This is a genomic window from Comamonas sp. FG99 (genome assembly GCF_057808605.1).
Genome location: NZ_JBMDII010000006.1, coordinates 32190 through 53166 on the forward strand (window position 1 = coordinate 32190; position 20977 = coordinate 53166).

18 protein-coding genes are annotated in these 20977 nt (G+C 68.3%); 2 read left to right on the forward strand and 16 right to left on the reverse strand.

Going from position 1 to position 20977, the window contains the following annotated elements; genetic code table 11:
• Window positions 1-11: 11 nt before the first annotated feature.
• The 14 genes from ACODRX_RS05765 to ACODRX_RS05830 form a co-directional block, all read right to left on the reverse strand.
• On the reverse strand, window positions 12-1196 hold the full coding sequence (locus tag ACODRX_RS05765; RefSeq protein ID WP_488870151.1) for a histidinol-phosphate transaminase: 1185 nt from the start codon (window positions 1194-1196) through the stop codon (window positions 12-14).
• A gap of 2 nt (window positions 1197-1198) precedes the next feature.
• Window positions 1199-2596, reverse strand: coding sequence for an FAD-binding oxidoreductase (locus ACODRX_RS05770; RefSeq protein ID WP_488870152.1), 1398 nt, complete (start codon window positions 2594-2596; stop codon window positions 1199-1201).
• Between the two features lie 24 nt (window positions 2597-2620).
• Window positions 2621-4213: a histidine ammonia-lyase gene (hutH, locus tag ACODRX_RS05775; RefSeq protein WP_488870154.1), complete on the reverse strand. Its 1593-nt coding sequence runs from the start codon at window positions 4211-4213 to the stop codon at window positions 2621-2623.
• 72 nt (window positions 4214-4285) lie between these two features.
• Complete coding sequence (gene hutC, locus ACODRX_RS05780; RefSeq protein WP_488870155.1) at window positions 4286-5056, reverse strand: histidine utilization transcriptional repressor HutC; 771 nt, start codon at window positions 5054-5056, stop codon at window positions 4286-4288.
• Window positions 5057-5084: 28 nt separating this feature from the next.
• On the reverse strand, window positions 5085-5867 hold the full coding sequence (locus ACODRX_RS05785) for an ABC transporter ATP-binding protein (RefSeq protein WP_488870156.1): 783 nt from the start codon (window positions 5865-5867) through the stop codon (window positions 5085-5087).
• Window positions 5864-6721: an ABC transporter permease gene (locus ACODRX_RS05790; RefSeq protein ID WP_488870158.1), complete on the reverse strand. Its 858-nt coding sequence runs from the start codon at window positions 6719-6721 to the stop codon at window positions 5864-5866. Before ACODRX_RS05790 ends, ACODRX_RS05785 begins: the two co-directional genes overlap by 4 nt.
• Before the next feature lie 2 nt (window positions 6722-6723).
• Window positions 6724-7686, reverse strand: a complete 963-nt coding sequence (locus ACODRX_RS05795; protein ID WP_488870159.1) for an ABC transporter substrate-binding protein — start codon at window positions 7684-7686, stop codon at window positions 6724-6726.
• Window positions 7687-7766: 80 nt separating this feature from the next.
• Window positions 7767-8591 carry a phytanoyl-CoA dioxygenase family protein gene (locus ACODRX_RS05800; protein WP_488870161.1) on the reverse strand — a complete coding sequence of 275 codons (825 nt, stop codon included), beginning with the start codon at window positions 8589-8591 and terminating at the stop codon, window positions 7767-7769.
• A 332-nt stretch (window positions 8592-8923) separates the two neighbouring features.
• Window positions 8924-10087 (reverse strand): BMP family ABC transporter substrate-binding protein, encoded by a 1164-nt coding sequence (locus ACODRX_RS05805; protein ID WP_488870162.1) that lies wholly within the window; start codon window positions 10085-10087, stop codon window positions 8924-8926.
• Window positions 10088-10178: 91 nt separating this feature from the next.
• Window positions 10179-11099, reverse strand: coding sequence for an ABC transporter permease (locus ACODRX_RS05810; protein WP_488870328.1), 921 nt, complete (start codon window positions 11097-11099; stop codon window positions 10179-10181).
• Window positions 11099-12196 carry an ABC transporter permease gene (locus tag ACODRX_RS05815; protein ID WP_488870164.1) on the reverse strand — a complete coding sequence of 366 codons (1098 nt, stop codon included), beginning with the start codon at window positions 12194-12196 and terminating at the stop codon, window positions 11099-11101. Before ACODRX_RS05815 ends, ACODRX_RS05810 begins: the two co-directional genes overlap by 1 nt.
• Window positions 12183-13733 (reverse strand): ABC transporter ATP-binding protein, encoded by a 1551-nt coding sequence (locus ACODRX_RS05820; RefSeq protein ID WP_488870166.1) that lies wholly within the window; start codon window positions 13731-13733, stop codon window positions 12183-12185. The genes ACODRX_RS05815 and ACODRX_RS05820 overlap by 14 nt, the downstream gene beginning before the upstream one ends.
• A gap of 22 nt (window positions 13734-13755) precedes the next feature.
• A complete protein-coding gene (locus ACODRX_RS05825; protein ID WP_488870168.1) occupies window positions 13756-14715 on the reverse strand; it encodes a LysR family transcriptional regulator in 960 nt (319 codons plus the stop codon).
• Between the two features lie 105 nt (window positions 14716-14820).
• A complete protein-coding gene (locus ACODRX_RS05830) occupies window positions 14821-16839 on the reverse strand; it encodes a sensor domain-containing diguanylate cyclase (RefSeq protein ID WP_488870169.1) in 2019 nt (672 codons plus the stop codon).
• Between the two features lie 406 nt (window positions 16840-17245).
• Between ACODRX_RS05830 and ACODRX_RS05835 the strand changes: the two genes are divergently transcribed.
• A complete protein-coding gene (locus tag ACODRX_RS05835; RefSeq protein WP_488870171.1) occupies window positions 17246-18268 on the forward strand; it encodes a porin in 1023 nt (340 codons plus the stop codon).
• Between the two features lie 261 nt (window positions 18269-18529).
• On the opposite strand, the gene hslO is transcribed toward ACODRX_RS05835, so the two are convergent.
• Window positions 18530-19519 carry an Hsp33 family molecular chaperone HslO gene (gene hslO / locus ACODRX_RS05840; RefSeq protein WP_488870173.1) on the reverse strand — a complete coding sequence of 330 codons (990 nt, stop codon included), beginning with the start codon at window positions 19517-19519 and terminating at the stop codon, window positions 18530-18532.
• A gap of 41 nt (window positions 19520-19560) precedes the next feature.
• Entirely contained in the window at window positions 19561-20085 is a 525-nt protein-coding gene (locus ACODRX_RS05845; protein WP_488870174.1) for a gamma carbonic anhydrase family protein, read from the reverse strand.
• Between the two features lie 63 nt (window positions 20086-20148).
• On the opposite strand from ACODRX_RS05845, the gene ACODRX_RS05850 reads away from it, so the two are divergent.
• A complete protein-coding gene (locus ACODRX_RS05850) occupies window positions 20149-20958 on the forward strand; it encodes a ferritin-like domain-containing protein (RefSeq protein ID WP_488870176.1) in 810 nt (269 codons plus the stop codon).
• Window positions 20959-20977 lie beyond the last annotated feature (19 nt).

Below are 20977 nucleotides of genomic sequence, written 5' to 3' on the forward strand. Positions count from 1 at the left end.
GTGGGCAGACCCTAGCATTGTGTCGCAACTGGAGCCGCCGCAAACCGTTCACCCGGGGGCGCAAGCGCCTCCAGCAGCGCCTCCACGAACCGCTGGTTGTCTGCCGCAGCGCCTATGGATACGCGCAGGAAGTGCTCGAACCCCGGGTCCTTCCACGGCTTGACGATCACCCCGCGCTCCAGCAGCGCCTGGGCAACCGGGGCGCTGGCCCGGCCGATATCCAGGAACAGGAAATTGGCCGCCGATGGCGCAATGCGCAGCCCCTGCAGCGGCTGGCCGGGCGCGGCCAAGGCAGCCAGCTGCGCGGCAAGCGCCTCGCGCAGCTGCACCGTCCGCGCCACGGCATGCTCCATGTGCCCGGCATCCGACAGCGCCGCCAGCGCAGCGCGCTGCGCAGCCAGGTTGACATTGAAGGGCGAGCGCACCTTGTCGAGCAGCGCCGCCAGCTCCAGCTCGCTGGCGATCCCGTAGCCCACCCGCAGCCCGGCAAGCCCCCAGGCTTTCGAGAAGGTGCGCAGCACGATCCAGGGGCCGCGGCGCGCCGCCAGCTGCGCCAGCACGTCGGGATAGCCCGGCGCATGCCGCGCATACTCGTGGTAGGCCTCGTCCACCACCAGCACCGTGCGCTCGGAGGCGGCCTCCAGCACACGCGCGAAGGCGGCGGCATCCATCATGCAGCCCACCGGGTTGGAGGGATTGGGCAGGAAGGCGAGCTTGGGCTCGCGCCGCAGCGCCGCGCACCAGGCCGCCACATCGAAGCCAAGCTCCGCGTTCAGCTCCAGCAGCTGTACCCCGGCGCCCATCATCCGGGGATAGATCTCGTGCAGGCCAAACACCGGGCGCTGGGTGAGCGCCAGATCGTCCGGCCCGAGGAACACCTCGCACAGCAGCTTGACGAGGTCTTCGGAGCCGTCGCCAAACACCAGCCCGCCGGCCGCCACGCCCAGCCTCTCGGCCAAGGCATGGCGCAACGCCGTGCAGTTGGCATCGGGATAGTTGCCGACATCGCCGGCCAGGCCGGCCAGCGCGCGCGCCACCGCGGGGCTCGGGCCAAATGGATTTTCATTGCTCGCCAGCCGCGAGATCCGCTCGATCCGGTAGCGCTCGCGCACGGCGGCGTTCGATGGGCCGGCGTTGTATGCCGCAAGCTGCAGCACCTGTGGCCGGGCAAGCGCGGAAATGGTGGATGGGCGCATGTTCAGAAGACCTTTCCGGGGTTCATCAGGTTCAAAGGGTCCAGGGCCTGCTTGATCGCCGCCATCGCGGCGAGCTCCTGCGGCGTGCGGCTGCAGGCGAGATAGGGTTTCTTGTGCAGGCCGATGCCGTGCTCGGCGGAAACGCTGCCACTGCAGTCGCCCACCAGGCCATAGACCAGGCGCTCGACCGCTTCGCATTCGCCGCCCACGGTCTTGCCATCCACCGAGATATGCAGGTTGCCGTCCCCCACATGGCCGAAGAACAGCACCAGGCATTGCGGCCAGCGCGCGCGCAGCGCCGCCTCGCAGGCCGAGGCGAAGCGGCCAATGCCGGCGCGCTCCAGGCTGACATCGAAATTGATGGGCGGATGCATGTGCTGGTTGAGCTCGGCCGTGGCCTCGCGCAGCGCCCACAGCTGGCGCGCCTGGGCGATCGACTGCGCCAGCACCGCATCCGACACCCAGTGCCGCTCCAGGCATTCCTGCAGCTGCTGCTCAAGCTCGGCGAGCAAGCCATCGAGCGCATCGCCGTCGATGGCGACCAGTGCCGCCAGCGGGTAGCTGCCCGCCATGGGCTGCGCCATGCCGCGCCACTGCGCGGCCGCGTCCACGAAGCCCCGCCACATCAGCTCGAACGCGGCCACCCGGTTGCCGAAGCGCCGCTGCAGCGCGCCCAGCACCGACAGCGCCTCATCGAAGCCAGGCAGGGCCAGCAGCGCGGTGGCACTGCTGCGGGGCGCCGGCCTCAGCCGCAGCAGCACGCGGGTGATGACCCCCAGCGTGCCTTCCGCGCCGATGAACACCTGCTTGAGGTCGTAGCCGGTGTTGTTCTTGATCATCGGGCGCAACATGGGCAGCAGGCTGCCGTCGGCCAGCACCACTTCGAGGCCAAGCACCTGCTCGCGCATCATTCCATGCTGCAGCACGCCGTTGCCGCCGGCATTCGTGGCTACGTTGCCGCCGATCTGGCAGCTGCCGCGGGCGCCCAGGTCCACGCCGAACAGCATGCCCGCCTGCGCCGCAGCCTCCTGCACCGCCTGCAGCGTGGCGCCGGCCTGCACCTGCATGACCGCGCTGCGCCCATCCACGCTCTGCACCGCATTCATGCGCTCCATGTTCAGTGCGACCGCATGGCGCAGGGGCGCGGCGGCGCCAGCCAGCCCGGTGAGGCCGCCCTGGGACACGACCGGCACCCGGTGCCGGGCACAAAGCCGCATCAGCGCCTGCACCTGGCCGGTGCTGCTCGGCCGCACCAGCGCCAGCGGGCGCTCGGCGGCCATGCCGCTCCAGTCGCTCCAGTAGCGCTGCGGCACCTGCGGGGCGGCAAGCACCGCCTCCGCGCCCAGCAGCGCCGCCAGCGCCGCCACGAATGGTCCCGGGTCTGCGTTCTCGTCGCGCATGGTGTTCCCCTTTGGCATCCGGCTTCACAGCCCCGGCGATCGCGCCGGCCCGCCGCGCAGGCTGGGCAGGATCGCCCTGAGCGGCTGCGGCCACTCGGCCTGCAGCGCCCACAGCCGCATGGCCTCGATGAACGGCGCAAGATACACATCCCGCTCCACGAATGGCACCTTGCCGCGGATGAGGGCCAACTGCTGCTCCACCAAGACCGAGCTCTTGAGGCGGCGATCGAACTCCATGCCCTGGGCGGCGGCCATGGCCTCCACGCCGACGATGACCGCCGTGTTGTGCGCCATCCCGCCCAGGCGGCGCGCGCCGTAGGTGGCCATGGAGACATGGTCTTCCTGGTTGGCCGAGGTGGGCAGGCTGGTGACGCTGCTGGGATGGGCCAGGCACTGGTTCTCGGCGGCCAGGGCGGCGGCCGTGACCTGGGCGATCATGAAGCCCGAGTTCACGCCGCTATCGGCGATCAGGAAGGCCGGCAGGCCCGACAGGCCGGTATCCAGCAGCAGGGCCATGCGGCGCTCGGAGATGGCGCCGATCTCGGCCAGGGCCAGCGCGATGATGTCGGCCGCGAAGGCCACGGGCTCGGCATGGAAGTTACCGCCCGAGATCACGTCGCCGTTGTCGAACACCAGCGGGTTGTCCGATGCGGCATTGGCCTCGATCACCAGCACCCGGGCCGCATGGGCCAGGTTGTCCAGGCAGGCGCCCATGACCTGGGGCACGCAGCGGATGGAGTACGGGTCCTGCACGCGGCCGCAGTTCGGGTGCGAGGGGTCGATCTCGCTGCCCTCCAGCAGCTCGCGCACGACGGCGGCCACCGCGATCTGGCCGGCCTGGCCGCGCGCCTCGTGGATGCGGGCATCGAAGGGCTTGACCGAGCCCTTGATGGCCTCCAGCGTCAGGCAGCCTGCCACCAGGCCGGCGGCGAACACGCTCTCGGCCTGGAACAGCCCGGACAGCGCCAGCGCAGTCGACACCTGGGTGCCATTGAGCAGCGCCAGCCCTTCCTTGGGCTGCAGCACAAAGGGCTCGAGGCCGACGTGCGCGAGCGCCTCCTTGCCCGAAACCAGCCGGCCCGCCACCTTGGCCTGGCCTTCGCCGATCAGCACGCAGGCAAGATGCGACAGCGGCGCAAGGTCGCCGGACGCCCCCACCGAGCCCTTGGCCGGGATCACCGGCAGCACGTCCGCATTGGCCAGCGCCAGCAGCGCATCGGCCAGCTCCGGCCGTGCGCCGGAATGCCCGCGCGCCAGGCTGACGGCCTTGGTCGCCAGCACCAGGCGCACCACGGGGTCGGCCAGCGCCTCGCCGGTGCCCACGCTGTGCGAGAGCACCAGGTTGCGCTGGAGTTCGGCCAGGCGGCCGTGCTCGATCTTGGTCGAGGCCAGCTTGCCGAAACCCGTATTGATGCCGTAGACCACCTGGTCCTCATCGACGATGCGCTGCACATGCGCCTGCGCGGCCCGCATGGCGGCATAGGCCTGCGGGCACAGCGACAGCCTGGCCCCGCCGCGCTCGATCTCGCGCAGCTGGGCCAGCGTGACCTTGCCGGGGCTCAGCTCAAGCGCCTGGCCGGTGGACGGAACTTGCTCGGGGTATGCAGTATCTTTCATGACTATACCTGTCTATACATTTCAAGAAAACAAAGGTCGCTGTCTGAACAGCTCCCTGGCGGCTATCGGGCTTCAGCCCTCGTGGGGAGAATCGGTGCGGAACCGGCTGCCCAGCCGGTAGCGCATTCCTGGGTGCAGGCAATGCACCCAGGTGACGGGGGTGCCGCGGTACCAGGTGCGGCGCGTCAGCATCAAGCACGGCTGGTCCTGCGCCATCTGCAGGTGCTGCGCCTGCTCGGCGGTGGGCAATATCGCATCCACCACATGCTCGATCTGCTCGAACGGCACATTGCGCACGAGGTAGATCGAGGGCTGGATCTGCGAGAAATCCTGCGCGATGAAATCCGGGGCCATGCGGGGATTCACATAGCGGTCCTCCAGTTGCACCGGCACCTCGTTTTCAAAATGCACGCCCTGCAGATGAAACACCGAGTCGCCCACCGGCATGTCGAGCGCCGCGGCCACCTCGGGCGCGGCCGACACCCGGCACAGCTGGAGCACCTCGAAGCGATGGTCATGGCCGCGCTGGCGAATCTCCTCGGCAATGTGGGCAATGCGCAGCAGCGTGGACTGCGGCTTCTCCTCCGCGACAAACGACCCCACCCCCGCCACGCGCACGATGACGCCCTGCTCGGCCAGTTCGCGCAGCGCGCGATTGACCGTCATGCGGGCCACGCCGAACTCCTGCACCAGCTCCTGCTCCGAGGGCACGCGCTCACCCGCGGCGAGGCTGCCATCGGATATCTTGCCCAGCACATAGTCCTTGACCTGCTGGTACAGGGCCACGGGCCCATCCCGCCCGAGAGCAAGCGGCTGGCGAAGTTCGGCGGCGGAGGAATTCATGGGTGTGAACCGTTCTATGCGACAACCCCTAGTGTGCAGCAGCCGCCAGGGCCTCGACGCGGATTTCCTCCGTGAGCCTGGCCTTGAGGTCGATGAACTCCGGCGAGGTCTTCACCGTGTAGTGCCGCGGATGGGGCAAACCCACCGGGATCTCTGCCTTGATACGGCCCGGGCGGGCGCTGAACACGGCCACGCGGCTCGCCATGAAGATGGACTCGTCGATGTCGTGCGTGACGAAGATCACGGTCTTGCGGTGCGTCTCCCAGATGCCGAGCAGCAGCTCCTGCATGACCACGCGCGTCTGGTTGTCCAATGCGCCGAAGGGCTCGTCGAGCAGCAGGATCTTCGGGTCATTGGCCAGGGCGCGGGCAATCGCCACGCGCTGTTGCATGCCGCCGGAGAGCTGCTTGGGATAGTGGGCCTCGAAGCCCTCCAGCCCGACGCTGGCGATGAAGTGCCCGGCCACCTCCTTTTGCTGCGCCGCCGGCATGCCCTTCTCGCGCAGGCCGAAGCAGATGTTCTGCCGCACGTCGAGCCAGGGAAACAAGGTATAGCTCTGGAAGACCACGCCGCGATCCGCGCCCGGGCCGCCAACGGGCCGGCCATCGAGCAGGATCTCGCCGCTGCTCGGCGTCTCCAGCCCGGCAACCAGCCTGAGCAAGGTGGATTTGCCGCAGCCCGAGGGGCCGAGCACGGTGATGAAGTCGTTGTCGGCCACCTCCAGGCTGGTGGGCTGCAGCGCCACGGTCGGCGCGTTGCCCCGGGTGCCGGGAAAGACCTTGGACACGTTGCGGATCGACAGGCGGCTCATCGCATCAGGCTCCAGGGAAACAGTTTCTGGTTGAGCTTCTTGAACGCCAGGTCCGAGGCCAGGCCCACCAGACCGATGATCACGATGCCCGCGATGATGTTGTCGGTGGCCATCAGCGCCTGGCTGTCCATGATCATGTGGCCGATGCCCGATGCAGCGCCGATCAGCTCCGCCACGACCACATAGGTCCAACCCAGGCCCAGCACCTGGCGCAAGGCCTCGGCGATCTCGGGCGCCGCGCCCGGCAGGATCACCCGCCGGATCACGCTCGCATCCCCGGAGCCCAGGGTATAGGCGGCCTCCACCAGGTCCCGGCGCGAATTGCCGACGATCATCATCACCATCAGCGTGAGCTGGAAGAAGCAGCCGATGAAGATGATGGACAGCTTCTGCGCCTCGCCGATCCCCACCCACATGATGAGCAGCGGAATGAAGGCCGACGCGGGCAGGTAGCGGGCAAAGGAGATAAAGGGCTCGAACACCGCCTCGACCGGCTTGTAGGCCCCCATGGCGATGCCCAGCGGCACGGCCACCGCCGCGGCCAGCACAAAGCCGCCCAGCACGCGCCACACCGTCATGCCCACGTCGCTCAGAAAGCCGAACTGCGCGAACAGCTTCCAGGCCGCCCCCACCGCCTGCAGCGGCGAGGCCAGGAAATGCGGCGCGACGATGCCGGCCGCCGTCAGGAAGGTCCAGAACAGCAGGAACAGCGCGAAGAAGCCCACGCCCAGGAACAGACGGACACGGGGATCGACCGGGTGCAGCAGCCGCATCTTGCGGGGCCCGCTGGCGCGGGGCGGGTCGGCGGGCAAAGCGCCCGCCGCCGGTTTGTCCATGGAGCTGATGGAGGCCATGCTCACTTCCTCAGGAACTGCGTGTCGAACAGGCGTTCGAGGTTGGGGGGAATGACACGGATCACGCCCGTCTCCAGCAGCAAGGCGGCCGCCTCCTTGTTGAAGGCCTGGATCTCGCCATCGAAGAAGCGGATGTTGGCCTCGCGGTCGGCCCACTTGATCTTGCTTTGCGAGGCCTCGAACTGCTCGGGCGTTTGCTTGACGTCGGCGCCCATGATGGCGAAGGCCTTGGCCCTGTCCTTCTCGATCAGCTCCAGCGCCTCGAAATAGCTTTCGGTCAGCCCCTTGGCGGCCTGGGGGTGGTCCTTGATGAACCCGGGCGTGCAGCCGAAAGTGTCGAACACCATGGCGTACTGCTTGGAGTCGGCGATCAGCCGGCCCTTGCCGGGCTGGCTGCGCACCAGGCCCAGGTAGGGCTCGTAGGTCACGGCCGCGTCCAGCCCGCTGTTGCCCGCGATCAGCGCGTTGGCGGCCTGCGCGGGCTCCAGTGTCACCATCTTCACGTCCTTGAGCGTCATGCCGTGCTTCTTGAGGATCCAGGCCAGCGAGAAATAGGGATTGGTGCCGGGCGCGGATACGCCGATGGTCTTGCCCTTGAGGTCCTCGACCCTGTCGATGCCGGGCCGCGCCACGATGCCGTCGGCGCCCATGCCCTGGTCCATCTTGAACAGCTGGGTCGTGGCCACACCATTGGCGTTCCAGACGATCCAGGTCTCGGTCGAGGTGGCGGCGCATTGCACATCGCCCGAGGCGATCGCCAGGTGGCGGTCCTTCTGGGGAACCTTGCGGATGCTCACGTCGAGCCCGTGCTTCTTGAAAATGCCGGCCTCCTTGGCCAGCGTCAGCGGGCCGAAGCCGGTCCAGCCGGACATGGCGACGGACACCTTGGTCTCCTGCGCCAGGACCGCCCCGCACAGGCCTACGGCCAGCGTCAGGCCCAACATGGTTTTCTTCATCATGGACATGGAAAATCCCCTTATCGACATTGACGACACTGTGCGGGCACCTGGCGCCTTGCAGCAGGCGGCCGGCTCCACCCCGGGTCCTAGGCCACCTGGGCGCCATCGCGCCAGACGACGGGGAACATCGGGTCGTCGAACGGCCCGCCATCCCGCATCGCCAGGCCCTTGATCGGCGGCGAGCCCTTGCCGCCGCGATCCACATACACCGCGTCATCGCCCACCCAGCGCGCCGAAAACACGCGGCGTGGCACCTGCGAGCGATTGCCCGGCGCGCCATGCACGGTGCGGAAGTTGAAGGCGATCACATCGCCGGGCTCCATGTCCCAGCCGGCAATATCGAACTGCCCGCGCGCGCCGTCGATATCGGGCAAGGCCTCGTAGCGGTCCTGCTCATACAGGCGCGTGCCGTCGAAGCGCATCGGGCGGAAGTCCTGGCCCCAGCGGTGCGAGCCGCGCACACACTCCATCACCACGCTGCGGGCCACGCGATCGAGCGGCGTCCACATGCTCACCGACTGCCTGCCGTCGACGCAGTAGTAGGGCTGGTCCTGGTGCCAGGGCGTGACGGTGCTGCCACCCGGCTGCTTCACCAGCACATGGTCATGGAAAAAGCGCGCGCTGCGCGAACGCATCAGCCGCGCGGCCAGCGCCCCCGCATGCGAGCGGGTGACGAATTCGCGGAACTCGGCAATGCGCTGCCAATTGCACAGGTCCTGGAAGAACGGCGCGCTGCCATCGGCCGGCACGACCGAGCGCTCCATGGGGCTGGGGCTTTCCATGAGCTTGCGCACCCCTTCGCGCAGCGGCTCGACCCAATCCGTGAACGCGTTGCGGATCACGATCACGCCGTCCTTTTCGAAGGCCTCGATATCGGCATCCGAAACCAAGCTCTGCTCAAGCATTGCCATGTCCATGTCTCCTCTCGTCTTGCCTATACATCAATGTGAAAAATAGCCCCGTCCCTTACTGTGGTGTTCCACGAACTCGGCGCGATGCTCAAGGCCGCATCTGTGGCCCTGCGCATTCCATGCCGGGTGGCGCAAGAATCGCTCAGCTGCATGTACCTGTATATACATATCTACCCTGTGCGGGTTTTCACCTGAGCTGGCAAAGCGCAAAAAGACGGTTCGCTGGCTGGCCGCGCACGCTCGCGGCAGCACCGTGGCGGCCCGGAGAATGCCCCAGACGCGACAAAGGCCGCAGATGCGGCCTTTGTCGATGGCGGCGCGAAGCCCGCGGCTTACTTGCCCGAGCCCGGCACCTGGCCTTCCACGCCCTGCACGTAGAAGTTGATGCCGCGCATGAAGTTGTCGTCGGCCACCGCGCCTTCGGCCAGCACTTCCTTGCCGGTGTTGTCCTTGAGGGGGCCCTTCCAGATGCTGAAAGTGCCGTCCTTCAGGCCCTTCTTGACTTCGTCGAGCCTGGCCTTGGCATTGTCGGGAACATCGGCGGCGAGCGAGACCAGATCGATCGAGCCTTCCTTCACGCCCCACCAGGTGTGGCCGCTCTTCCAGGTGCCGTTGAGCACGTCGTTCACGGTCTTGGAGTAGTACGGCGTCCAGTTGATGATGGCCGAGCCCAGGTGGGCCTTGGGGCCATAGGCGGTCATGTCCGAATCCCAGCCGAAGGCGCGCTTGCCCTTTTCCTCGGCGGTCTTGAGCACCGCGGGCGAATCGGTGTTCTGGAACAGGATGTCGGCGCCGCCGTTGATCAGCGAGGTGGCGGCCTCGGTCTCCTTCGGGGGGCTGAACCAGTCGTTCACCCAGACCACCTTGGTGGTGATCTTGGGGTTCATGCTCTGCGCGCCCAGCGTGAAGCTGTCGATGTTGCGCAGCACCTCGGGGATCGGCACCGAGCCGACCACGCCCAGCACGTTGGACTTGGTCATCGCGCCGGCGACGATGCCGGCCAGGTAGGCGCCCTCGTAGGTGCGGCTGTCGTAGGTGGCGACGTTGTCGGCGTTCTTGTAGCCGGTGGCATGCTCGAACTTCACGTCCTTGAAGTCGGGCGCCACGCGCATCACCGGCTCCATGTAGCCGAAGCTGGTGGCAAACACCAGCTTGTTGCCATTGGCCGCCATGTCGCGGAACACGCGCTCGGCATCGGCGCCTTCGGGAATGCTCTCGACGAACGAGGTCTGGATCTTGTCGCCGAACTCCTTCTCCAGCGCCTTGCGGGCCTGGTCATGGGCATAGGACCAGCCGCCGTCGCCCACCGGGCCGACATAGCCGAAGGCGATCTTCAGCGGGCCGCTGGCTGCGGGCGCCTGCGCCGCCGGTGCGGGCGCCGGGCTGGCGGCTGGTGCCGGAGCTTCTTCCTTTTTGCCGCAGCCGGCAAGCACCGCAGCTGTCAGTGCCGACAGCGCGGCGGCCTTCACAAGCGTGCGTTTCGCGATTTGAGTCATGGTTGCCTTTCCTTTCAGGGAGGATTATTGCGTGCCGGGGGCCTTGCCCTCCATGCCAGCCACAAAGATTTGCCAAGAACGTGTTTACGTTCTAAGAGCCAGGGTAGAAGGGCTTGCCCAGCGATGCCGGCATGTTGATGCGTATCCATGCCGGATTGCGCGATATCAGCACCAGCACCACGACGGTGGCCAGGTACGGCAGCATCGCCAGCAGCTGGCTGGCCACCTGCACGCCGGAGGCCTGCAGGTGGAACTGCAGCATGGTCACGCCGCCGAACAGGTAGGCGCCCAGCAGCACCCGGGCCGGGCGCCAGGTGGCAAAGGTGGTCAGCGCCAGCGCGATCCAGCCGCGGCCCGACACCATGTTCTCGACCCACAACGGCGTGTACACGGTGGAGATGAAGGCGCCCGCCAGGCCGCACATCGCGCCGCCGAACACCACCGCCGCCAGCCGTATGCGCCGCACCGGATAGCCCAGCGCATGCGCCGACTCGGGCGACTCGCCCACCGAGCGCAGCACCAGCCCCGCACGGGTGCGGTACAGGAACCAGACCAGCGCCGCCGCCAGCGCCATCGCGCCGTAGACCAGCGGATGCAGGCGGAACAGCGCCGGCCCCACCACCGGCAGCTCGCCCAGCACCGGAATGGCGAACTTGGGCAGCTCGGGCATGCGCGCCTGCACGAAGTCGATGCCGACGAAGGCGGAAAAGCCCACGCCGAACAGCGACAGCGCCAGCCCGGTGGCGTACTGGTTGGTATTGAGCCAGATCACCAGCCAGCCGAAGGCCAGCGCCAGCAGCGCGCCCGCCGCCATGCCGGCGGCAAAGCCCAGCCAGGGGCTGCCGGTCTTGACCACGGTGGCGAAGCCCGCGATGGCCGCGCACAGCATCATGCCCTCGGCGCCGAGATTGACCACACCCGATTTCTCGTTGATCAGCAGGCCCAGCGAAGCCAGCGCCAGCACGGTGCCGGCCGTGAGCGTGGCGCCCAGCAGCAATGCATACGATTCCATCATTGCCCTCCCTGCTTCAGCACCGGCGCGGCGCCGGGGCGCGCCGGCACCCAGCGCAGGCGGTAGGCGATCAAGGTATCGCAGGCCAGCAGCACGAACAGCAGCAGGCCCTGGAACACGCCGGTCAGCGACTTGGGCAGGCCCAGGCGCGACTGCGCCAGCTCGCCACCGATGTAGAACATGCTCATCAGCACCGCCGAGAACACCATGCCCACCGGATGCAAGCGCCCGACGAAGGCCACGATGATGGCCGCGAACCCGTAGCCCATGGGCACGAAGGGCGTGAGCTGCCCCACCGGCCCGGCCACTTCGAGCGCGCCGGCCAGCCCGGCGCAGCCGCCCGACACCAGCAGCGCCACCCACAGCGCGCGGCGCGAGGAAAAGCCCGCGTAGCGCGCCGCCGCCGGCGCCAGCCCGCCCACCTGCTGCGCATAGCCCGCGCGGAAGCGAAACAGGAACAGCCACAGCGCCGCCACGCCCAGCAGCGCGATCACCACGCCGATGTTCATGCGCAGGCCCTGCACCAGGCGCGGCACCTGGGTGACGCGCTCGAACATCTTGGTCTGCGGGAAGTTGTAGCCCATGGGGTCCTTCCACGGGCCGAACACCAGGTAGCTCAGCACCTGGGTGGCCACGTAGACCAGCATCAGGCTGACCAGGATTTCGTTGGCGTTGAACCTGTCGCGCAGCAGCGCGACGATGCCGGCCCAGGCCATGCCGCCCAGCACGCCGGCCAGCAGCACCGCCGGCACGATCCAGGGTCCGGTGCTCTTGTCGGCCAGCAGCGCCACGCCGCCAGCCGCCACCGCGCCGATGACGAACTGCCCCTCGGCGCCGATGTTCCACACGTTGGAGCGAAAGCACACCGCCAGGCCGAGCGCGATCAGCAGCAGCGGCGTGGCCTTCATCGTCAGCTCGGCCAGCGCATACGGCGACTTGATCGGCTCCCAGAAAAAGGCCTGCAGGCCTCGCACCGGGTCCTTGCCCAGCACCGCGAACAACAGCACGCCGAGCAGCACCGTGACCGCCAGCGCCAGCAGCGGCGATGCATAGGCCCAGTGCCGCGACGGCTGCGGCCGCGCCTCAAGCTTGAGCATGGCCCACCTCCTCCCACAATCCACTCATCCAGGCTCCTATCTGTTCCACCGAGGCATCGGCACGCGCCACCGGCGGCGACAGCCGCCCCTTGGCGATCACATGCAGCCGATCGCACATCTCGAACAATTCGTCCAGCTCCTCGCTCAGCACCAGCACCGCGCAGCCCTGGTCGCGCAGCGCCAGCAGCTCGGCGCGGATCTGCGCCGCCGCGCCCACGTCAACGCCCCAGGTCGGCTGCGCGACGATCAGCAGGCGGGGCCGGGCATCGATCTCGCGGCCGACGATGAACTTCTGCAGGTTGCCGCCGGACAGCGACTTGGCCGCCGCATGCGGGCCTCCGGCCTTGACGCCGAAGCGCTGGATGATGGCGCGCGCCTTCTCGTCGAGCTGCGCCATGCGGATCCAGCCGGCCTTGCCCAGCATGTCGCTGCGGGTGAGCAGCAGGTTGTGCGCCAGCCCCATCACCGGCACCGCGCCGCGGCCCAGGCGCTCTTCGGGCACGAAGTGCAGCCCCAGCGCGCGCCGCTGGCGCGGCCCCAGCCGCCCGGCGGCCACGCCGGCGACCTGCACCATCGCCGGCGCGGCGCGCCGGTCCTCGCCCGACAGCGCGTACAGCAATTCCTTCTGGCCATTGCCGGACACGCCGGCAATGCCCACCACCTCGCCGGCGCGCACCTCAAGGCCGATGCCCGACAGGTCGACGCCGAACTGGTCCTGGCGCGCGAGCTGCAGGCCCTGCACCCGCAGCACCGCCTCGCCGGGGTTCAGCGGCCGGTGCGTGAGCGCCGGCGGCTCGGCGCCGATCATCAGCCGCGACAGCGAGGCATTGCTCTGCTCGCGCGGGTCGCACACGCCGGTGACCTTGCCGCCGCGCAGCACGGTGCAGGCGGTGCACAGCGCGCGGATCTCGTGCAGCTTGTGGCTGATGTACAGGATGCTGCAGCCCTGGGCCGCCAGCTGGCGCAGCACCACGAAGAGCTTGTCCACCGCCTGCGGCGTGAGCACCGAGGTGGGCTCGTCGAGGATCAGCACGCGCGGCTCGGTCAGCAGGCCGCGGATGATCTCCACCCGCTGCATCTCGCCCACCGAGAGCGTGTGCACCGGGCGCTGCGGGTCCACCTCCAGCCCGTACTGGCCGGCGATCGCCTCGATGCGCCGCGCCACCTCGGCCAGCGGCATCTGCCGGTCCTGGCCGAGCCAGACGTTCTCGGCCACGGTGAGCGTATCGAACAGGCTGAAATGCTGGAACACCATGCTGATGCCCAGCTGCCGCGCCTCTTGCGGATTGCGGATCGCCGCCGGCTGCCCGTCGACCAGGATCTGGCCCTCGTCGGGCTTGACCGCGCCGTAGATGATCTTCATCAGCGTGGACTTGCCCGCGCCGTTCTCGCCCAGCACCGCATGGATCTCGCCGGCGCGCACCGACAGCGACACCCCGCTGTTGGCCACCACCGACGGATAGCGCTTGGTGATGCCCGCCAGTTGCAGGCGCAGCGGCGGCGAGGCGGCGGGAGCTGGTGCGGTGTCAGAACTCATGGGCGGCAATTGTCTCTCAGATTCATGGAATGTCAGGCGATGTAACGTTCGCGCCCCGGCTCAGCGCCACGGCCGTCTTCTTCAGGCACTCGCGCAGCCAGCCCACGGCCTCCGAACCGTGCGAGCGCGCATGCCACAGCTGGTAGTACTGCAGCGCGGGCAGCGCCACCGGGCAGGGCAGGATGACCACCGGCAGCCGGTCGGTGAAGCGCTCGCAGAACTGCCGGCCGGTGGTGAGCACAAGCAAGCTTGATGCCACGATGTTGGGGATCGCGCTGAAATGGGTGCAGCGCGCCATCACATGCCGCTGCACGCCCAGCGCATCCAGGTGGGCATCGATCACGCCGCGCGCGCCGGGGTAGGTGGGCGTGGGCGCGATGTGCTCGGACTCCAGCCAGCTGGCCATGTCCCAGCCGCGGCGCACCGCCGGATGCTGCTTGCTGACCATGCACACCACCTCGTCGCTCAGCAGGCTGGCGGTGTACAGGTCGTCCGTGGGCTTGAGCCAGTTGCCCACCACCACGTCGATGTCGCCCTGCTCCAGCTGCGCGTGGTAGTGCGTCTCGGGCGACAGCGAATAGATCTCCACCGGGCACAGCGGCGCCTCGTTCTTGATGCGCGCCACCAGCGACGGGATGAACAGCGGGTCCAGGTAGTCGCTGGCCGCGATGCGGAAGGTGCGGGTGGCGGTGCGCGGATCGAAGGTGCGCACATCGGAGAACAGGCCCTCGGCCGCGCGCAGGATGGCCGCCGCCGGCTCCACCATGCGCTGCCCCACCTCGGTCGGCATCATGCCCGAGCCCGAGCGCACCAGCAGCGGATCGCCCGCCAGGTCGCGCAGGCGCTTGAGCGCCGCCGACACCGCCGGCTGGTACATGCCCAGGCGCAGCGCCGCGCGCGACACGCTGCGCTCGGTGAGCACGGTGTGCAGCACCCGTATCAGGTGCAGGTCGATCTTGTCGAAAAGTGCTTGGTCCCGCATCGTTGGTATGGTGTCTATCGTGGTTTGGTTGCTCAGGGCAAGGCGTGGTGGATTTTGACACCGCCGCTCACCACGATGGTGCCATGCCGCGGTGCCGGCCCGGCACTATTTCGGTGCGGCGAGGGCCGGCAGGTGCCGGCTGTCGCAGTGCACGCCATCGCCGCCCGAGCGCTTGGCACGGTAGCATGCCAGGTCGCCCGCGCGCACCAGCGCCTCGGCCCCGGCATGCTCGCCGCTGACCGGCACCAGGCCGATGCTCAGGGTAAGCGGAATCTGCAGCAGCTGCGAGCGCGGCCGCCAGTGGCGCGCCTGCTCGCACAGGCGCTGCGCCAGCGCCATGGCCTGCGGCGCGCTGCAGCCGCGCAGCAGCAAGGCAAACTTGTCGCCCGACACCCGCGCCGCCCAGCCGCGGTGCGGCCACAGCAGCTGCAGCTGGTCGGCCACGTATCTCAGCACCCGGTCGCCTTCGGCCCGCCCGGCCACCGCGTTGATCGCGGACATGTTGTCGACATTGGCGTACAGCAGCATGCAGGGGGCTTCATCGCCATGCGCCGTGCGGCCGGCGGACTGCAGCAAGCGCTGCGCCTGCTCCAGCAGCGCCGGGTAGCCGGGCAGCTGGGTCAGCGCATCGATCGGCTGGGCGCAGTGCGCGCCAAGGGTGTCGCGGCCCGGCTCCTGCACGAAGCACAGCGTCCTGCGCACCGGCGCCGTTGCCACCGCAAAGGCCCGTACCCGCAGCGCCACCGGCTCGCCCCCCTTGCGCCGCACCCGCACCGCCACCCGGCAGTGGCCCTGCTGCTGCAGCGCATGCCAGGCCTGCGCCAGCGGCTGCTCGTCCACCAGCCAGCGGCCCACCGGCTGGGCGCGCAGCTCATGTTCCTCGTAGCCCAGGCTGCGGGCCAGCGCCCAGCCGCAGCGCTCCACCCGGTCGTCCTGCAGCAGCAGCACCCCTTCCTGCGCATGCTCGATCCAGGCTTCCACCAGCCGGCGCTGCTGCGTTGCGTCGGCCGCATGCCGGGCCTCGGTCGCGCTCGATTGCAACCACGCCTCCTCGATGGCGCGCAATTCATCGCCGGAATAATTGTTATGCCCCGCCACCAGGCCATGCAGATGGCGCAATCGGCGGGCATGCAGCCAGACCCAGGCGCCGGCCGGCAGCAGCACCGCCAGCGCGACGCCGGCCACCAGCCACCAGACGCCCGGCTGCCAGCCGGCCTGCGGCGCGAACCAGGCAAACGGCTCGCCACGCTGGCTGACCCGGGCCAGCAGCCAGCCGGACGAAGGGATCTCCGCCATGCTCACCGTGTAGGGGCCGAAGGCATGGGTCTGCGCCTGCGCAGGCGCGCCCGCCGGGCGCCGCTCGCGCCACCACTCCAGGGCCTGCTGCAGGCCGGGCTCGTCCCGCGCCTGGCCGAGCACCCGCGTCGGCTCGGGGTGCGCGAGGATCTGGCCGTCGGGCGTCACCACCACCAGCCCGGACTCCGCCGCCGGCGGCAGCAGCCCTTGCGACTGCAGCCGCAGCACGCCGGCCAGCGCGCCCTGCGGCACGCCCGACTTGTCGAGCAGCGGCATGCTGAAGACCATGCTGGCCTCGGTGGAGTCGCTGTGCACCGGCGCCGAGATCAGCGGCTTGCCCTGCACCAGCGTGCGCTTGAGCACATCGCGCTCGGCGGGGTCCACATCCGCCTCCTCGGCGGCCTTGCTGGCACGCAGGTTCAGGCGGAACACCTTGCTGCCCACCGCGATGACGATGCTGTCGAAATAGCGCGCCGCGGGCAGGCCCTGCTGCACCAGCCAGTCGACCGATGGCCGGGGATCGGCGGCCCAGGGGCCCAGGCCTTCGGCCACCGATGCCAGCACCTTCTGGCTCTGCTCCAGCTTGCTCGCCATCAGCTTGGCCAGCACCTCGATGTCCTCGCTTTGCTGCTCGAACAACTGGCGGGTGAAGGCCCGGCCCTGGTACTGCGACAACACATAGGCGGACAGGCCCGAGGCCAGGGCCACCGCCAGCGCCAGCACCGCCAGCAGCTTGGCCAGCCAGGGGCCGGGAAGCAGGCGAGGGCCATCGGCCGCCAGCGCTTCGCGGGCCTCCTGGGTGTCGTGCGGCATTTGCGGCTCGCTCACCGGCCGGCTCCTGCACATGGGTCCATCACATCCTCCTCATTGCACGCACTGTAGGCTCAAGCCGGCGCTTTGCTATCCGGTGAAAACACAGGGATGGGGCAAACCAGCATCCCCCCACAAACGCGCCTCAGGCAGCGCGCGTCTGCTGTATCAGCGCAACACTTGGGTAATTTCTAGAAGACGCAGCCCCGCTACTGATGCACAGTTGCGCCTGATTCGGGCAGCAGGCCCCGGCAAGCGCAGTTCGAGACGGGCGGCGAGCGGCAGGCGGATGCGGCGAATCGGCATGGTATTTGCTTAATAACAGGCCGCCCAATGCTGCGGATGCATGCGACGCGATGACCCGCGCCGAGCTCCCCCAGGCATGAGGCCCGGTCATCTTCCACATGCATAACAAAGGATGGGTATGAAAAAGTCTCTGCTTGTGCTGGCCGCTGCTGCGGCATGTGCCAGCGGCGCGCAAGCGCAATCGAACGTGCGGGTCACTGGCCTGACCGACGTCTATGTCGGCTCGATGAAAAGCCCCGGCGACTCCGGCCGCACCAGCGTCGTCAACAGCGGCGGCATGACCACCTCGTGGCTCGGCTTCCAGGGCACCGAAGACCTGGGCGGCGGCCTCAAGGTCGACTTTGCGCTGAATGCCTTCTTCCGCGGCGACACCGGCACGCCCGGCCGCTACAACGGCGACCCGTTCTTCTCGCGCGATGCCTATGTGCAGCTCAACGGCGGCTTCGGCGGCCTGCTGCTGGGCCGCACCAAGGCGCCCAACTTCCTGCCGACCATCCTGTTCAACCCCTTCGGCGACTCGTTCACCTTCTCGCCGCTGGTGCTGCACCAGAACGTGTCGCTGTTCAATTCCTCGGGCTGGAAGAACACCAACCCGTCGGACACCGGCTGGGCCAACCAGGTGGTCTACAGCACCCCCAACGTCGGCGGACTGACGGCCAACCTGCACTACCAGTTCGGCGAGCAGGCAGGCAGCAACAGCAAGAAGAACATCGGCGCCAACCTGCTGTACAGCGCCGGCCCGCTGGGCCTGACCGCGTTCTACGAGGACGTGGGCGTGTCCGACCCGGTGCCAGCCCTGCTGCCCGATGGCCGCAAGAACTGGATGCTGGGCGCCAGCTACGACCTCAAGGTGGTCAAGCTCATGGGCACCTATGGCCAGACCAAGGGCAAGAGCGACGGCTACAAGGGCAAGACGACTTCGCTGGGCGCCACCATCCCGCTGGCCGCCAACAGCCGCATCCTGGCCGCCTGGGCACAGACCAAGCTGGACCTGACCGACTCCAAGCGCAACACCGTCTCGGTGGGCTACAACTACGACCTCTCCAAGCGCACCGACGCCTACGCCATCGTGATGTACGACAAGGTCACGAACTTCGGCAACGGTACCAGCGTGGGCGTGGGCATCCGCCACCGCTTCTGATCGCCGCCATGGCCCTCAAGGGCCTGGCGCCGCGCAAGGAATGTGGGATCCACATTCCTTTTTTTATCGCCGGGCCGCCCCAAGATAAAAAGCGCCCCTCTCGGAGGGGCAGCGACCACACGCAGTGGAGAGCGTGGGGTGCCATTTTTATCGCCGGGCCGCCCCAAGACAAAAAGCGCCCCTCTCGGAGGGGCAGCGACCACACGCAGTGGGGAGCGTGGGGTGCCCGGTGCAGCGAGCAAGCGCGGGGACGATTTCTTTCTACTGCACCAGCCTGGGCGCCGGCGGATCGTTCCCCGGCTCGGTGAACAGATGCGCCGCGTCCACCGCGTCATAGCGGTACTGCTGGCCGCAGTATTCGCAGCCCACCTCGATCACGCCTTGCTCTTCGAGAATGCTCTCGGCCTCTTCGCGGCCCAGGTTGCGCAGCATGTTGCTCACGCGCTCGCGGCTGCAGGTGCAGGCGAAGTGCGGGCCGCCCTCGCCGTCCTCGGGCACGAAGCGCAGCAGCTTCTCCTCCCAGAACAGGCGGCGCAGGATGGTTTCCACATCCAGGCTCAGCAACTCCTGCTGCGTGAGGCTGGCGGCCAGGTGCGCGAGGCGGTTGTAGTCCTCGTTGAAGTCCATCTCGTCGGCCTGCTCGGCCGACAGATCGCCGCGCGCGAGGTTGGCCTCGCCCTTGAGCGGCATGCGCTGCAGCATCAGGCCCGCGGCCACCTGGTCGTTGGCCGCCAGCACCAGCACCGCGTCGAGCTGCTCCGACTGGCGCATGTACTGCTGCAGCACCTGGGCCAGGCTCTCCATGCGGTTGCCGTGCGCATCCGACAGCGGCACCACGCCCTGGTAGGGCTGCTGGCCGGGCAGTTTCTCCTTCGGGTCCAGCGTGATGGCGCAGCGCCCGCCGCCATGCAGATTCAGCAGCGCGGCCAGACGGGCATCATCCGGCACCTCGCCCACCACCGTGGCGGTGGCGCGCAGGCCCAGGCTGGACTGCACCTCGGCCACGGCCAGCTTGACCGGCCCGTCGCCGAACACCTGCAGGATCAGGGCGCCGTTGAACTTGATGTTGGACTGCATCAGCATGCCGGCCGCCGCCATCTGGCCCAGCAGCTCGCGCACCGGCTCGGGATAGGGGCCCGAAGCGGTATTGTTGGCGCGGCGGCGCAGGATTTCCTGCCACGCATCGGTCAGGCGCACGATCGCACCCCGCACGGGCAAGCCGTCAAAGAGAAACTTGTGTAATTCGGACACTACTGCCTTTCGAGACGCGCCTTCGACACCGCGAAGGCCGTTCAGTCGATTTTCTTCAATGTGGCACGAAACCGCCGGGCATTCGCCACATAGCCTTGCGCGCTGCGCTTGAGGCCGGCGATCTGCTCCTCGGTCAGGGGGCGCACGAGCTTGGCGGGCGAGCCCATGATCATGCTGCCATCGGGAAACTCCTTATTCTCGGTCACCAGCGAACCTGCGCCAACGATGCAGTTTTTGCCGATCTTCGCGCCGTTGAGCACCACCGCGCCTATGCCGATCAGCGTCTCGTCGCCGATCGTGCAGCCATGCAGCATGACCATGTGGCCGATGGTCACGTTCTCGCCGATCGACAGCGGCTTGCCCAGGTCGGTGTGCAGCACGCTGCCGTCCTGCACGTTCGAGCCGCGGCCGATGGCTATCAGCTCATTGTCGCCGCGCACCACCGCGCCGAACCATACGCTGCTATCCTCGGCCATGCGCACATTGCCCATCACCCGGGCGCTGTCCGCGACCCATGCCGACTCCGCGATCTGCGGCCTTACACCATTCAACTCGTAGCTTGCCATACCGTCTCCGTGGGGTTGCCCTGCATCCAATACCATGCAGTTACGCAACCTAGAATTGTAGAGATGGAGTTACGTCAACAAGCGCTGGCGGCGCTGCGCCTGAGCGATCCCGAGGCCAAATCCCAGATGGCGCTCGACCTGCATGCCCAGGTCGCTCACTTAAAAATAGCAATCGATGCCGAAATCCCGGCGCCGCCGCTGGCGGCGCTGCCCGGCCATCCGCCACGGCCCGAACTCAGGGCCCACACCGAGGTGGCGCGCCGCTCGCCGGCCACGCTGGCCGGGCGCGCCGTGCTGCTGCATGCGATCGCGCACATCGAGTTCAATGCCATCAACCTGGCGCTGGACGCGATCTGGCGCTTCGCCGGCATGCCCGAGGCCTACTACCGCGACTGGCTGCGGGTGGCGGGCGAGGAAGCCAAGCACTTTCGCCTGCTGCGCGCCCACCTGCAGGCCATGGGCTACGACTACGGCGACTTTCCGGCCCATCAGGGCCTGTGGACCATGTGCGAGCGCACCGCGCCCGACATCGTGGCCCGCATGGCGCTGGTGCCGCGCACGCTCGAAGCCCGCGGCCTCGACGCCACGCCGCTGATCCAGGCCAAGCTGCGCCAGATCGGCACCGAGGACGCGCTTGCGGCGGTCGCCATTCTGGACATCATCTTGCGCGAGGAAGTGGGCCATGTGGCAATTGGCAACCATTGGTATCGCCAGCTGTGCGCCCAGCGCGGCCTGGATGCCGAGGCGCACTACACCGAACTGGTACGGCACTACGAGGCGCCGCGGCCCAAACCGCCGTTCAACACCGCGGCACGGCGCGCCGCCGGCTTTTCGGAGGCCGAATTGAGCTCGCTGGACGGAAACAATAAATGACAAAATCCGTGGCGGCTCT

What these genes read in the sequence shown, in the direction of transcription:
- ACODRX_RS05800 (WP_488870161.1), bottom strand. Translation starts at nt 8,591, where the DNA reads ATGGCAATGCTTGAGCAGAGCTTGGTTTCGGATGCCGATATCGAGGCC.
- ACODRX_RS05805 (WP_488870162.1), bottom strand. Translation starts at nt 10,087, where the DNA reads ATGACTCAAATCGCGAAACGCACGCTTGTGAAGGCCGCCGCGCTGTCG.
- hutC (WP_488870155.1), bottom strand. Translation starts at nt 5,056, where the DNA reads ATGAATTCCTCCGCCGCCGAACTTCGCCAGCCGCTTGCTCTCGGGCGG.
- ACODRX_RS05835 (WP_488870171.1), top strand. Translation starts at nt 17,246, where the DNA reads ATGAAAAAGTCTCTGCTTGTGCTGGCCGCTGCTGCGGCATGTGCCAGC.
- ACODRX_RS05820 (WP_488870166.1), bottom strand. Translation starts at nt 13,733, where the DNA reads ATGAGTTCTGACACCGCACCAGCTCCCGCCGCCTCGCCGCCGCTGCGC.
- ACODRX_RS05795 (WP_488870159.1), bottom strand. Translation starts at nt 7,686, where the DNA reads ATGTCCATGATGAAGAAAACCATGTTGGGCCTGACGCTGGCCGTAGGC.
- ACODRX_RS05785 (WP_488870156.1), bottom strand. Translation starts at nt 5,867, where the DNA reads ATGAGCCGCCTGTCGATCCGCAACGTGTCCAAGGTCTTTCCCGGCACC.
- ACODRX_RS05770 (WP_488870152.1), bottom strand. Translation starts at nt 2,596, where the DNA reads ATGCGCGACGAGAACGCAGACCCGGGACCATTCGTGGCGGCGCTGGCG.
- ACODRX_RS05850 (WP_488870176.1), top strand. Translation starts at nt 20,149, where the DNA reads ATGGAGTTACGTCAACAAGCGCTGGCGGCGCTGCGCCTGAGCGATCCC.
- ACODRX_RS05825 (WP_488870168.1), bottom strand. Translation starts at nt 14,715, where the DNA reads ATGCGGGACCAAGCACTTTTCGACAAGATCGACCTGCACCTGATACGG.
- ACODRX_RS05790 (WP_488870158.1), bottom strand. Translation starts at nt 6,721, where the DNA reads ATGGCCTCCATCAGCTCCATGGACAAACCGGCGGCGGGCGCTTTGCCC.
- hutH (WP_488870154.1), bottom strand. Translation starts at nt 4,213, where the DNA reads ATGAAAGATACTGCATACCCCGAGCAAGTTCCGTCCACCGGCCAGGCG.
- ACODRX_RS05810 (WP_488870328.1), bottom strand. Translation starts at nt 11,099, where the DNA reads ATGGAATCGTATGCATTGCTGCTGGGCGCCACGCTCACGGCCGGCACC.
- ACODRX_RS05815 (WP_488870164.1), bottom strand. Translation starts at nt 12,196, where the DNA reads ATGCTCAAGCTTGAGGCGCGGCCGCAGCCGTCGCGGCACTGGGCCTAT.
- ACODRX_RS05845 (WP_488870174.1), bottom strand. Translation starts at nt 20,085, where the DNA reads ATGGCAAGCTACGAGTTGAATGGTGTAAGGCCGCAGATCGCGGAGTCG.
- ACODRX_RS05765 (WP_488870151.1), bottom strand. Translation starts at nt 1,196, where the DNA reads ATGCGCCCATCCACCATTTCCGCGCTTGCCCGGCCACAGGTGCTGCAG.